Annotated in this window: 11 protein-coding genes; 9 read left to right on the forward strand and 2 right to left on the reverse strand. The window is 60.3% G+C overall.

What is annotated here, in order from left to right; translation table 11 throughout:
• Positions 1–2: 2 nt before the first annotated feature.
• From F3J08_RS05795 to dnaE, 6 genes are all read left to right on the forward strand, one after another.
• The gene (locus F3J08_RS05795) at positions 3–794 is read left to right on the forward strand and encodes a type III pantothenate kinase (protein WP_023977489.1); all 792 of its coding nucleotides are present in this window, start codon (positions 3–5) and stop codon (positions 792–794) included.
• A 33-nt stretch (positions 795–827) separates the two neighbouring features.
• Positions 828–2474, forward strand: a complete 1647-nt coding sequence (locus tag F3J08_RS05800) for a ribonuclease J (RefSeq protein WP_166928774.1) — start codon at positions 828–830, stop codon at positions 2472–2474.
• Between the two features lie 70 nt (positions 2475–2544).
• The gene (proS, locus tag F3J08_RS05805; RefSeq protein ID WP_166928775.1) at positions 2545–3885 is read left to right on the forward strand and encodes a proline--tRNA ligase; all 1341 of its coding nucleotides are present in this window, start codon (positions 2545–2547) and stop codon (positions 3883–3885) included.
• A 2-nt stretch (positions 3886–3887) separates the two neighbouring features.
• Positions 3888–5135, forward strand: coding sequence for a lipoprotein-releasing ABC transporter permease subunit (locus tag F3J08_RS05810; RefSeq protein ID WP_062164365.1), 1248 nt, complete (start codon positions 3888–3890; stop codon positions 5133–5135).
• Positions 5128–5895 (forward strand): ABC transporter ATP-binding protein, encoded by a 768-nt coding sequence (locus tag F3J08_RS05815; RefSeq protein ID WP_166928776.1) that lies wholly within the window; start codon positions 5128–5130, stop codon positions 5893–5895. Before F3J08_RS05810 ends, F3J08_RS05815 begins: the two co-directional genes overlap by 8 nt.
• A 49-nt stretch (positions 5896–5944) precedes the next feature.
• Positions 5945–9364: a DNA polymerase III subunit alpha gene (gene dnaE / locus F3J08_RS05820; protein ID WP_166928777.1), complete on the forward strand. Its 3420-nt coding sequence runs from the start codon at positions 5945–5947 to the stop codon at positions 9362–9364.
• A 165-nt stretch (positions 9365–9529) separates the two neighbouring features.
• Here dnaE and F3J08_RS05825 read toward each other — a convergent pair whose 3' ends face one another.
• Positions 9530–9850, reverse strand: coding sequence for a hypothetical protein (locus F3J08_RS05825; protein WP_166928778.1), 321 nt, complete (start codon positions 9848–9850; stop codon positions 9530–9532).
• Positions 9851–10305: 455 nt separating this feature from the next.
• On the opposite strand from F3J08_RS05825, the gene rpsB reads away from it, so the two are divergent.
• The 3 genes from rpsB (at position 10306) to recO (ending at position 13012) form a co-directional block, all read left to right on the forward strand.
• Positions 10306–11088 carry a 30S ribosomal protein S2 gene (gene rpsB / locus F3J08_RS05830; protein WP_166928779.1) on the forward strand — a complete coding sequence of 261 codons (783 nt, stop codon included), beginning with the start codon at positions 10306–10308 and terminating at the stop codon, positions 11086–11088.
• 208 nt (positions 11089–11296) lie between these two features.
• On the forward strand, positions 11297–12202 hold the full coding sequence (gene tsf, locus F3J08_RS05835) for a translation elongation factor Ts (protein WP_023977481.1): 906 nt from the start codon (positions 11297–11299) through the stop codon (positions 12200–12202).
• A 33-nt stretch (positions 12203–12235) separates the two neighbouring features.
• Positions 12236–13012, forward strand: a complete 777-nt coding sequence (gene recO / locus F3J08_RS05840; RefSeq protein ID WP_166928780.1) for a DNA repair protein RecO — start codon at positions 12236–12238, stop codon at positions 13010–13012.
• Here recO and F3J08_RS05845 read toward each other — a convergent pair.
• Positions 12960–13901: a Brp/Blh family beta-carotene 15,15'-dioxygenase gene (locus tag F3J08_RS05845; RefSeq protein WP_166928781.1), complete on the reverse strand. Its 942-nt coding sequence runs from the start codon at positions 13899–13901 to the stop codon at positions 12960–12962. The genes recO and F3J08_RS05845 overlap by 53 nt on opposite strands.
• Between the last annotated feature and the right edge of the window lie 25 nt (positions 13902–13926).

Consider the following 13926-nt stretch of genomic DNA (forward strand, 5'->3'; position numbering starts at 1 on the left):
CTGTGCTCCTCGTTGTCGACGCTGGTAACACGAACATTGTTTTTGCTGTCCATGACGGCAAGGAGTGGCGTGGCACCTGGCGCATCTCGACGAACGACCAGCGGACCTCTGATGAATACGCCGTCTGGCTTCTCGGCCTGATTGAATTATCTAACCTTAATCACCGTGCGATATCACGTGCGATTATCGGTACCGTCGTGCCAGCTGCACTTTACCATCTGCGCCGTCTGTGCCGCGAATGGCTCGATATCGAGCCCCTGATTGCCAATAACGCGCTCGACTGGGGATGTCCCGTCAAGGTTGATACCCCGGCCGAAGTGGGTGTGGACAGGCGGCTCAACGGGCTGGCGGCACAGCATTTTTTCGGCGGTCCGCTGGTGGTGGTCGATTTCGGCACAGCGACGACTTTCGATGTGGTGGATAGCGAGGGCGCCTTTTGTGGGGGTGCGATTGCACCCGGGGTCAATCTTTCGCTCGAGGCCCTGCATCAGGCAGCAGCGCGTCTGCCCCGTATAAGTGTCGGACGTCCATCTTCTGCAATTGGGCGCAGCACGACGGTTGCCATGCGCTCAGGTCTTTTCTGGGGTTATGTCGGTCTGGTGGAAGGGATCGTCTCGCGCATCGCGCTTGAGATGGCCTCACCGATCAAGGTGATCGCGACAGGGGGACTGGCCCCGCTTTTTTCCGAGGGAACAGATCTGTTCCAGCATGTAGCTCCAACTCTCACGCTGGATGGCCTGCGCTTGCTTGCTGCGCGCAATGCCACTGGCGAATTTATTCCGGCACCAGGATGAAGGTGTGTTTATGTCTCTATCTAGGATTAATTTATGAGCATTACTGAAAAAGGTCTGGCCTTCCTGCCATTGGGCGGGACGGGCGAGATCGGGATGAATTTCAATCTCTATTGCCTCGACGGCAAGTGGCTCGCCATTGACTGCGGTATCGGGTTTTCGGGCAATGATACGCCTGAAGCCGAAATTCTCATGCCTGACCCGCTCTTCATTGCCGAGCGTCACAAGAGCCTGTGTGGACTTGTGATCACCCATGCGCATGAAGACCATCTGGGTGCCGTCGCGCATCTCTGGCCGCAATTGCGCTGTCCGATCTATGCCACGCCTTTCGCGAGCGCTGTGCTTCGACGCAAGCTGGGAGAAGCGCATCTGCTGTCGCAGGTGACGATCCATACCATCCCGATGGGTGGGCATTTCGCGGTCGGGCCGTTCGATCTGCAATTCATCAACGTCACCCATTCGGTGCCCGAGGCGCAGTCGCTCGTTCTGCGCACGCCTTACGGCACGATCGTACACACTGGCGACCTCAAGCTCGATCGCGAGCCTGTGGTGGGCCCCCTGACGGATCTCGACGCCTTTAGGGCCGTGGGTGACGAGGGCGTTCTGGCTATGGTGTGCGACAGTACCAACGTCTTCCGTGACGGGATTTCCGGCACGGAAGGTCAGGTGCGTGATTCCATGGCCGATCTGATCAAGACGCTGCATGGCCGCGTCGCGATCACCTGTTTTGCCAGTAACGTCGCGCGTGTCGAGAGCATCGCACGTGCAGCCAAGGCGGCCGGACGTCAGGTAATGGTTGTCGGGCGTTCTTTGCGCAATCTCGAGGTTGCGGCCCGCGAGTGTGGTTATCTGCAGGATATTCCGCCCTTCCTCGACGAGCGCGAGGCGAATTCGGTTCCGGATAACCGCCTGCTGATGATCATTACGGGCAGCCAGGGCGAACCCCGCTCGGCGCTGTCGCGCATTGCCTCGGATGTTCACCCGAACATTTCGCTGGGTGAGGGGGATACGGTTATCTATTCCTCACGCATGATCCCCGGCAACGAGCAGGCCGTCATGGCGGTGCAGGACAACCTGACCCGGCGTGGTGCCACTGTGCTGACCGACAAGGACCATCTGGTCCATGTGTCGGGCCATGCCACAGCGGACGATCTGCGTCATCTCTACAGCCTTGTTCGCCCCAAGCTGAGCGTTCCGACGCACGGTGAGTGGCGTCATCTGACCGCTCACGCAGCCCTTGCTCGCGAGACCGGCGCCGAGGCGATTTTGCTTGAGGACGGTGACCTGCTGCGTCTCGGCCCGGATCACGCCGAGGTGGTGGATACCGCCCCCACGGGTCGTCTGGCGCTCGATGGTGGGCGTCTGCTGCCCATGACCGGCGGCGTGCTGGCAGCGCGTCGCAAGATGCTGTTCAACGGCATGGTCATTGCGAGCTTTGCGGTTGATGACGAGGGTTATGTGATTGGCATGCCCAAGATCAGCGCGCCCGGTCTGCTGGAATCCGAAGATCCCGAGAGCACCCGCATCTCGGAAGAATTCGCCGATGCCATCGATGAAATCCCTGATGATCTGCGTCAGGATGACGATGCCTTCCGCGATGCGGCCAAGACGGCGCTGCGTCGCGCGCTGGGGCGCAAGCTGCAGAAGCGTCCTCTGGTCGATGTCCATCTGCTGCGGGTCTGATCCCGCAGCGTCTGCCACGAACGCGCCATAACAGGCGCGCCATTTTTCTTTTCTAGAACGGTCACACACGATGCGTCTGTCCCGCGGTTTCCTGCCCACCCTCAAAGAAGTGCCTGCCGAGGCCCAGATTGCCTCGCATCGTCTGATGCTGCGCGCTGGTCTTGTGCGTCAGACTTCGGCGGGTATCTATGCCTGGCTTCCGGCTGGTCTGCGCGTGCTGCGCAATATCGAGCAGATCGTGCGGGAAGAGCAGAATGCCATCGGCGCGCAGGAATTGCTGATGCCGACCGTCCAGTCTTCCGAGCTCTGGAAGCGCTCTGGCCGTTATGACGCTTACGGCCCCGAAATGCTGCGTATCCGCGACCGTCAGGACCGCGAATTGCTTTACGGGCCGACCAATGAGGAAATGATCACCGATCTTTTCGGTCAGGTCATCAAATCCTATCGCGAGCTGCCCCAGGCGCTGTACCATGTCCAATGGAAGTTCCGCGATGAGCTGCGTCCGCGTTTTGGCGTGATGCGCGGTCGCGAGTTCTTCATGAAGGACGCCTATTCCTTCGATGCGTCTTATGAAGACGCTGTTGCTGCCTATCGTCGCATGATGCTGGCCTATCTGCGCACCTTCCAGCGTCTGGGTGTGAGGGCTGTCCCCATGAAGGCGGATACCGGGCCGATCGGCGGCGATCTGAGCCATGAATTTCTTGTGCTGGCGCCGACAGGCGAGAGCGGGGTATTCTTCGACGCAGCGCTTGAGGAGCAGGACTGGCTGCATGAGGCCGTCGATATTGCCGACCATGCCAGCCTTGAGTCGTTTTTCAGCGGCGTTACGAAGTTCTATGCCGCGACTGACGAGATGCATGACGAAAAGGCGTGGGAAGACGTGCCTGCCGATCGTCGTCGTGAAGGGCGTGGTATCGAAGTCGGTCATATCTTCTATTTCGGCACCAAATATACCGAATCCATGGGGATCTCGGTCAGCGGTGCTGATGGCAACCAGTTTTTCCCGGAAATGGGGTCGTACGGCATCGGTGTGTCGCGCCTTGTCGGTGCCATCATTGAAGCCAGCCATGATGAGGCCGGTATCATCTGGCCGGACTCGGTCGCGCCTTATCGCGCTGCCATTCTGAGCCTGAAGCCCGGCGATGAAGCCGTGGATGCACTGTGCGAACAGCTCTATGCCGCCGCGCCTGACGCATTTCTTTATGACGATCGCGGCGAGCGTGCAGGCGTGAAGTTCAACGATGCCGATCTGATGGGCCATCCCTGGCAGATGATCGTCGGCCCGCGCGGTGCGAAGGAAGGCAAGGTCGAACTCAAGCGCCGTGCGACCGGCGAACGCTTCGAGCTGACAGTGGAAGAAGCACTTGCGAAGGTGCTGGGTACTGATTCAGCAGGCAAGGACGCCGCCTGATCATGTTCAACCGCTTCGAGCGCGTGGTGGCGGGGCGCTATCTGCGCGCCCGTCGCGGAGAACGCTTCGTTTCCATCATCGCGATTTTCTCGCTCATCGGCATTGCGCTGGGGGTCGCCACCCTCATCATCGTCATGGCGGTCATGAACGGGTTTCGCGCCGATCTGATGGGTCGCGTGCTCGGGCTGAACGGCGATCTGAACATTTTCAGCGCAGGGCACAGCATCACCAATTATCAGGATGATGTGGTCGCCATACGCGAGGTCAAAAACGTCACCCGTGTTACGCCAATGGCGGAAGGGACGGTGCTGATCGATGCCGGGAATTATTCCACAGGCGGCGTCGTGCGTGGCATCATCCCCTCTGACCTGCGCGATCTTCATGCCCTGAGCGATAATATCACCGATGGCAAACTTGCTGATTTCCAGGGCGATGATGCGATTGCCGTTGGCACGACGCTCGCGGCCCGGGCCGGCCTGACGGTTGGCAGCAAGGTCACGCTGCTCTCGCCCAATGGTCGCGCCACGCCTTTCGGGACCATGCCGCGCATAAGGGCCTATCATGTGGCCATGGTGTTCGATGCCGGGGTGAATGATTACGACACCAGTGTCATCCTGATGCCGCTGGACTCTGCCCAGCGCTTTCTGATGATGCCCGATGCGGTATCGCTCATTCAGGTGGCGACGCGTGACCCGCTCGAGGTTACGCCCGTCACCCGCGCCATCGCACAGCGTCTGGATGACCCAAGGCTGCGCGTGATGGACTGGACCCAGAGCAATAACGCGTTTCTGGGTGCGCTGACCGTGCAGCAGAACGTGATGTTCCTCATTCTTACCCTGATCATCCTGGTGGCGGCGTTCAACGTGATCTCTTCCATGATCATGATGGTCAAGGACAAGACGCGCGATATCGCAGTGCTGCGCACATTGGGCGCCAGCCGGGGGGCTGTCATGCGCATCTTCCTGATGTGCGGCGCCTCGGTCGGTGTATCTGGCACGCTGATCGGTTTCGGGATCGGGGTCGTATTCTGCCTGAACATCGAGCGCATCCAGCATGGTGTGGAGCATCTGACCCATACCAGCCTGTTCAACCCGGAATTCTATTATCTCGAACATCTGCCAGCCAAGCTGATCTGGTCGCAGGTCATCGAGGTTATGGTCATGGCGCTTGCCTTGTCTTTCGTCGCAACGCTTTACCCGTCTTGGCGTGCGGCCAAGACTGATCCTATCGAGGCGCTGCGTCATGAGTGAGACCAATCCTGCGGCTGCGCCGGTTCTTTCCCTGAAGGACGTGACGCGTCGTTTTCGCTCCGGCGAAGAGACGCTCGAAATCCTGAAGGGCGCGTCTTTCGATCTGTTCCCCGGAGAGATCGTGGCTCTTGTCGCGCCCAGCGGTACGGGCAAATCGACTCTGCTTCATATTGCCGGTCTGCTGGAGGCCCCGCAGGAGGGCAGTGTGCGCATTGCCGGGCACGACGCGGCCTCCCTGTCAGACACGGCACGCACGCAGATACGACGCGACGAGGTGGGTTTCGTCTATCAGTTCCATCACCTTCTCGCCGAGTTCACGGCACTGGAGAATGTGGTGCTCCCCCAGCATATTGCGGGCGTTTCCCCTCGCGATGCGACAGCACGCGCGACCGATCTTCTGACGCGTTTCGGGCTGGCGCATCGGCTGTATAATCTGCCGGGCAAGCTTTCGGGTGGAGAGAAGCAGCGCGTGGCCATTGCCCGTGCTCTGGCCAACCGACCAAAGCTTCTTCTGGCTGACGAGCCGACCGGCAATCTGGATGTGCATACTTCCGATGCCGTGTTTGACGAGTTGCTGCATGCGGTTCGTAGCGAGAATGTGGGCGCGTTGATCGCGACTCATAACGAGGAGCTGGCGTCGCGTATGGATCGTGTCGTGACCCTGCGTGATGGGCGGATCGTTGAGCGGACCATCGGTACAGCACGAAAAGACGCCGTATCGAACAGCATGTCCGACCATGCCGATTTCGGTTCATGGTGAACGCAAGAAAGAGATGAAGGGGGCGTTCGGGTCTGGTAGACCATGACCCATGTCCCATGCCCCCTTCGTTCATCTTCGTAATCACTCTGCCTATTCGCTGAGCCAGGGGGCGATACGCATACCCGATCTGGTGGCGCTGGCCGCTGAATCCGCCATGCCTGCTGTGGCGTTGACCGATACGGGCAATCTATTCGGGGCGCTTGAGTTCTCGCAGTACTGCACGGGCAAGGGTGTGCAGCCCATCATCGGCTGTCAGCTCGCATTGCCATCGCGCAGCGACAAGCCCGGTGCCCCGTCAGAGCCCATGGTGGCGCTGGCCCGTAATGAGGCGGGGCTTGCCAATCTGCAGTTCCTCTCTTCCGAGGGATTCCTCAAGGGCGATCCTTCCGACCCGGCCATTCTGCTCGAGACTCTCTGCGCTCATGCGGACGGGCTCTTTCTGCTGACTGGCGGGACGCGTGGGCCATTGTTCCGCCTGCTGGCCGAGGGGCAGGAAGATCAGGCCATGACGCTGCTGCGCCGTTTGCAGGAGAGCTTTGGCGCCCATATGGCTGTCGAGCTGCATCGCCATGGTCTGCCTGAGGAGAAAGCCGTTGAGCCCGGCATGATCGCCGCTGCTGACCGCCTTGGCTTGCCTTTGGTCGCCACCAACGAGTGCTTCTTCTCAAAACCTGCCATGCATGAAGCCCATGATGCGCTACTCTGCATTGCGCAGGGACGCACCATGGCGGAGCAGGAGCGCTGGCGCGTCACGCCTGAGCACTGGTTCAAATCTCCCGATGCCATGCGTGCGCTTTTCGCCGATCTGCCGGAGGCCTGCGACAACACGCTCATGATCGCGCAGCGCTGCGCGGTGAAGGTCTCGACCCGTCCGCCGCTCCTGCCTGTCTGTCCCAAGGTGAATGAGGGCGCGACCGAGGAAGAGACATTGCGGGCCATGTCGGAAGAGGGTCTACGCCAGCGCCTGTCCCGTATGGAGGCCGATGACGACACACGCAGACGCTATGAGGAGCGTCTGGAAATGGAACTCGGCATCATCGGGCGTATGGGCTTTCCCGGTTACTTCCTGATCGTGGCCGACTTCATCCAATGGGCGAAGGAACATGATATCCCGGTCGGGCCGGGGCGTGGGTCGGGGGCAGGCTCTCTTGTGGCCTGGGCGCTGACTATCACCGATATCGATCCGTTGCCGTTCAACCTTCTGTTCGAGCGATTCCTGAATCCCGAACGCGTCTCGATGCCTGACTTCGATATCGATTTCTGTCAGGACCGGCGCGACGAGGTGATCCGATACGTGCGCACCGAATATGGTGGCGAGCGCGTGGCGCAGATCATCACCTTTGGTAAGCTTCAGGCGCGCGCCGCCGTGCGCGATGTCGGGCGCGTGCTCGGCCTGCCTTTCGGCATGGTCAACCGCGTGGCGGAGCTGATCCCGAACAACCCGGCCAAGCCTGTCACGCTCAAACAGGCCATCGATGGCGAGCCGCGCCTGCAGGAAATGCGCGAGAACGACGAGGCGCTGCGCCGCCTGATGGAAATCGCGTTGCAGCTCGAAGGGCTCTATCGCCACGCGTCAACTCACGCGGCGGGTGTGGTGATCGGCGATCGGGAACTGGTCGAGCTCGTGCCGCTCTATCGCGATCCCAAGAGCGATATGCTGGTTACGCAGTATAACATGAAATTCGTGGAGCAGGCCGGGCTGGTGAAGTTCGACTTCCTCGGGCTGACCACGCTCACCATTCTCAAGCGTGGGATCAATTTCATCGCGCAACAAGGCATCGAGGTCGATCTGGCCACACTGCCTCTGGACGACGCGCCTACCTATGACATGCTGGCCCGTGGCGATGCGGGCGGCGTGTTCCAGTTCGAAGGCGCGGGCATGCGCGACGTGCTCAAGCAGATGCGCCCGACAAGGCTTGAGGACCTGATTGCGGCTGTGGCGCTCTACCGTCCGGGGCCGATGGCGAATATCCCAGATTACTGCGCGCGCAAACACGGTACCTCATGGGAGCCGCCCCATGAGGAAATTCGCGATATCCTGTCCGAGACCTATGGCATCATGGTCTATCAGGAACAGGTCATGCAGATCGCGCAGAAAATGGCCGGGTACAGCCTTGGCGGCGCCGATCTGCTGCGTCGTGCCATGGGCAAGAAGATCCGCGCCGAGATGGACACGCAGCGCGAGATCTTCGTCAAAGGTGCCACCGGACGCGGGATCACCCCTGAAAAGGCTGCCGAGGTGTTCGACCTCATGGCGCGTTTTGCCGATTACGGGTTCAACAAATCTCACGCTGCCGCCTATGCGCTCGTCTCGTATCAGACGGCTTGGATGAAAGCGAACCATCCGGTGGCGTTTCTTGCCGGATGCATGTCGCTCGCCCGCGAAAAGACGGACAAGCTGGCCTCGCTCTGTCAGGAAGCGCGTCGGATGAAAATCAAGGTGCTTCCCGTCGACATCAATCGCTCGAAGGCTGATTTCTCGCTCGAAAAGCAGGAGGACGGAAGCTGGGCCATTCGCTACGCTCTGGCTGCGGTTAAACGTGTCGGGTTTTCGGCCATGCAGGCCATTGTGGAGGCACGTGGCGACAAGCCCTTTGCCAGTCTTGCCGATCTGGCTGCACGTTGTGATGCCAAGCAGCTCAACAAGATCCAGATTGAAAATCTGGCCAAGGCGGGAGCTTTCGACTCCCTCGACAAGCCGCGTCATATCGTCTTTGCCAGCTCGGAAATCATCATGCGCCGTGCGCAATCCGATGCGCAGGAGGCGGCTTCGGGTCAGATTGGGCTGTTCGGTGCCTCGGCCGAGCCCGAGGAACTGCGCCTGGCCGAAGCCCCATACTGGCCCGAATTCGAACGTCTGGCGGCCGAGGCCGAGGCGATCGGATTCCACATGTCCGCGCACCCGCTGGATGCCTATCGCTCGGTCCTGAAGCGGGCCAATGTGCTGACATCGCAGAATCTCATGACCGCCGCTGAAAACGGGTCTTATCGCGTGCGTATTGCGGGCTGCGTGGTCGACAAGAAGGAGCGCCCTACCAAGAGCGGTAGCAAGATGGCGTGGGTACGCCTGTCCGATGCGACGGGTGGTTGCGAAGTGACCCTGTTCTCGGAAGTGCTGTCGCGTTGCCGCGACCTGCTGGTGGCTGGTCAGGCGGTGATGGTCACGGCCGATCTCAAGCTCGAGGGCGACGCCCTGCGTATCACCGCCAATGACGTGACCGATCTGGAGAAGGCTGCGGCACAGGAAAGCTCGGAGATGCGCGTATGGATCAGCGAGGCGTCAGCGGTGACGAAGGTGCGCGATCTTCTCAGCAGCCAGGGCAGGGGGCGCGGCAAGATCGTGCTGGTGCCAGCCGTGGACGAGACCAAGGCTGTGGAGGTGACCCTGACCGGACACTTCCCGGTCACGCCACGATTGGGCGAACAATTGCGCACCATTCATGGGGTATCGCGCATTGATCATCTTTGAGCGGGTGAGGTGTCCAAGGCGCGACACGATGGGACGACAGCGATCCAGATCATCGCAATCCGCAATAGCTAACCTGCATCGGATCCCGTGTTGTAGCGCAGCTGCACATGGAGCGATGTTTACGGGGGAGCTGTGTTCAACGGTGGGTTTCAAGAGGCGGAGAAATTATGCCTGTGAGCAACCGTACCTCTTCAACCTTGCGCGCGCGATCGCAAGCTGCTGTTCGGTGAAAAGTGTTGACCACGGTGATTGCAGGACAAGGTACTCGACGCTTTTCGTAAGGCCCTCCGTCTGTCCGTGAAGATAGAGCTGGGTAAATCCCTCTGACGGATTGGGTGTGGCCAGCAATCTGTCAGCAGCTTTCTTACCGCCCAACTCCCTGACAAGCTGCAAATATCTGGTTGCTCTGTAAGGTTTCGGAAGCTTGAGCCCCTCGTGATAGATGTTTTCCATTGCCGCGTGAAATTTCTTTTCGAGCATAATCATATTCCCTTCGTGATTAGCTTGGTTCGGCATATCCCCGGGTCGAACAATGTCGTCAGATCCTGACCGTTTGCCTCCGGACGCCAAAGAGCGTCTTGCAATCATCACTCACCTGAGCAGGCGGTGTCCTATAGGGCCCGCCTAAGTTCGCCTGATTTGCGCCGGGGATCAAATTTCCACGCCCTCGCCAGCCTCTCTGATCTTTGCCCAAGCGGCATTACGCAATGGGAGTGATTCGGGCCTGTCGCCTAAGCGTGTGCTGAGGATCGACGGCAATCCCTGCTCTTCTTCCTTGCCTTTTCGAACGAAAAAGGCGATACCGCGCCCGTCTGGCTTTTCTGACGGCATCGTCGGCAGGGGAGTAAGGCAATTCGCACGTATGACGACAGACTCTCTGGTGCCCGTGAAAACGCGCAATGTCATACGGAGGCACAACCAGAAGAACAGGAATTTGCATCATGGCGATGCCTGAATTCACCATGCGTCAGCTGCTCGAAGCCGGCGTTCACTTTGGTCACCACACGCGTCGCTGGAACCCGGCGATGGCACCGTATCTGTTCGGTGTCCGCAACCAGGTTCACATCATCGACCTGCAGCAGACCGTTCCGATGCTCGATCGTGCCCTTCAGGCCGTTCGCAACACGGTGGCCGGTGGCGGTCGCGTGCTGTTCGTCGGCACCAAGCGCGCTGCTGCCGAGCATGTGGCTGAGGCAGCAACCCGCTGCGGCCAGTACTACGTCAACCATCGCTGGCTCGGCGGCATGCTGACCAACTGGAAGACCATCACGGGTTCGATCAAGCGCCTGCGCCAGATCGACGAGATGCTCTCCGGCGACACGCATGGTCTGACGAAGAAGGAAATCCTCGACATCACCCGTGACCGCGAGAAGCTTGAGCGTTCGCTCGGCGGCATCAAGGAAATGGGCGGCCTGCCGGACATCCTGTTCGTGATCGACACGAACAAGGAGAAGCTGGCGGTTGAGGAAGCCAACAAGCTTGGCATTCCGGTTGTTGCCGTCCTCGACAGCAACTCCAACCCGGCTGGCGTGACCTACCCGATTCCGGGCAATGACGACGCCATCCGCGCCATCACCACCTATTGCGACCTCGTGTCGCAGGCCGTGCTCGATGGTATCTCGGCTGAAATGGCTGCTTCGGGTGCCGATTTCGGTGCATCTGAAGAACTGCCGGTCGAGACGGTTGTTGAAGAGACCGCGGCAGAAGCTCCGGCTGAAGCCTGAGATGCGTGCGGGAGATCGTGAGGTCTCCCCAGGCATTCGGAATTTCTGGCGTGCCCGGCTGAAAAGCTGCGGCGCGCCGTTTCGTTCCTAGAGCCTGCCCCGCGCTTTCGGGATGCGGGAAGGGGCTCAGGTTCTTTATTGTGGCGAGCATTGTCATCCGGTCAGCCGATCGGGTCTGACGGGACATTGCTCAAAAGGAGTTTTGAACATGGCGGAAATCACTGCTGCCCTCGTTCGTGACCTGCGCGAGAAGACTGGCGCCGGCATGATGGACTGCAAGAAGGCTCTTACGGAAGCTGCTGGCGACATGGATGCCGCCATCGACTGGCTGCGCGCCAAGGGTCTGTCGCAGGCTGCCAAGAAGTCGGGTCGCACCACGGCCGAAGGCCTCGTGGCCGTTGCTTCGGGCAAGAACAAGGCCGCCATGGTCGAAGTCAATGCCGAGACCGATTTCGTGGGCCGTAACGAAGCCTTCCAGGCATTCGTCGAGTCCGTGGCTCATGCTGCGCTCGATGCCGGTGACGACCTCGACACCCTGTCGCAGGCCAAGCTGCCCACGGGCCGCACGGTTGCCGAAGAACTGACCCACCTGATCGCCACGATCGGCGAGAACATGTCGCTGCGTCGCGCCAAGGTTCTGACCGTTCCTTCGGGCATCGTTGCTTCCTACGTGCACGGCGCGCTGCGTCCGGGCGTTGGCAAGATCGGTGTTCTCGCTGCTGTCGAAGCGCCGTCGGAATCCGAAGCCCTGCTGACACTGGGCCGCCAGATCGGCATGCATGTTGCCGCAACGCGTCCGGCTGCTCTGGAAGTTGCCAGCGTCGATCCGGAAGCTCTGGAGCGTGAGCGCCAGGTTCTGATCGAGCAGGCTCGTGAATCCGGCAAGCCAGAAGCCATCATCGAGAAGATGATCGAAGGCCGCATCCGCAAGTTCTACGAGGAAGTCGTTCTTCTGGAGCAGGTCTGGGTGCACGATGGCGAGACCCGCGTGTCCAAGGTTGTCGAGAAGGCCGGCGCCAAGCTGATTGCTTTCGAGCGCTTCCAACTCGGCGAAGGCATCGAGAAGGAAACCAGCGACTTTGCTGCCGAAGTGGCCGCTGCCGCTGGCGCCTGATCGGTCCTACGATCACGGGATTGGTTGCAGCACATGAATTTCGAATGTGCTGCAATCGTCCTCTCCGCCCGGCGCTACGGCGAGGGCGGAGCTGTGGTCCATCTCTTCACGGAAGAGTATGGACGCATTGCCGGTCTGGTGCGTGGCGGCTCGTCACGACGTCAGGCCGCGCTCTGGCAGCCGGGTAATCTGATACTCGCCCGTTATGCCTCCCGCCTATCCGATCAGCTCGGGCATTTGAGCGGTGAAATGGTTCAGGAAACAGCCGTCAGGCTACTGGACCGCCCTCTGCAACTCGCTCTGGTTCAGTCAGCCGCCGAACTGGCTGATGCTGCCTTGCCGGACCGCGAGCCTCATCCTGATTTCTTTCTCCAGACCGTGCGCGATCTCGCGGCCTTCTGTGTGCTGTCCGACCCCGCTCCGGTGGTGGATTATGTGCGCTGGGAAACCGCGCTGCTGGCGACGCTGGGTTACGGGCTGACGCTCGATTGCTGTGCCATTTCAGGCGCGACGACTGATCTCGCCTTTGTCTCACCGCGAACGGGACGCGCTGTAAGCCGCGATGCCGCCGGGCAGTGGGTCGATCGTCTCCTGCCACTGCCTCATTATCTGACCCCGCAAGGGGGTGAGGATGACGGCGATGATCCGGCTCTGTGGGCTGAGGGGCTGGCATTGACGGGGCATTTCCTCTCACGCCATCTTTTCGGCTCCCAGCACAAACCTGTCCCCGGTGCGCGCGAGCGTCTGGAGATGCGTGTCAGGGCACTGGCGGATGCACGTGAGGCCGTGCAGGAAAATCCCCCGGCATAGGTGTTCGGGCTCCGCGAAGCGCCGGGGCCCTGTCGATCAGATAATCGAATATCATGTGGGGCAAGGTCAGAGCGGCCAGAAGCTGGAACGTGACAGCCACCAGTTTTGGTGCCGACTGTCCTGCGTAGAACGGTACCATGACGGCCCCGATGCTTAACGAGGCAAATGTGAGCGGCAGGCTGCGATAGAATGCTTCACCCGGTGAGCCGAGGCGGCTCCAGCGAGAGTCAGCGACGAGTGATGCGATATGCGCCGGTGCGTGCTGGAACACGAAATAGATCATGAACGCTTGCAGCGGCGGCAACAACGCGAACGGGACAATCAGCCCGAACAGCGACCATAAGCGCCTCATACGCGTCGCGGGAGGACTGACGCCTAGCCACGCGCTGGCGCAGAGGGCCCAGACGGGAAACAGAACGATCAGCCATGATGGCGGTGAGGCAAGATGAGCAGGCGGCGCCATGGCACTCAGCAGCGCCGCCGTGGCTTCTGGCTGGAATACGGAGGGGAGGATCAATGGCGCCCCCCCAAGGACAAACCCGGCAAACATTGAAGAACCGTTGTCGCGCATCTCACCGCCAAAATGCCAGACGGACAGAGCCAGAAACAGATTGAGCGTGACCAACGGCTCGATATGCCAGGCGATGAGCACGAGCCCGACAAGCGCGAGATAAGGCAACGCAAAAACAGGAAACCAGAGATACCCGAGAGGGGGCCGAAGCGCTTGTCGTGCCATCTCTCCATCAAGCGCGCCATGTGGCAGACCGAAAATGATAATGGTGGCGAGACTGATCAGCACATTATCGGTGAGGATTGCGGCACCGGCGCAAATTCCCGCACAGCCCCAATAGAGCGGGGCAAAGAAATCGCGTGGCCCGGTCAATTTCATAAATGTCACGCCGGGCCAGACATCA

The organism is Asaia sp. As-1742, from assembly GCF_011753235.1.
In the GTDB taxonomy this organism is placed as follows: domain Bacteria; phylum Pseudomonadota; class Alphaproteobacteria; order Acetobacterales; family Acetobacteraceae; genus Asaia; species Asaia bogorensis_B.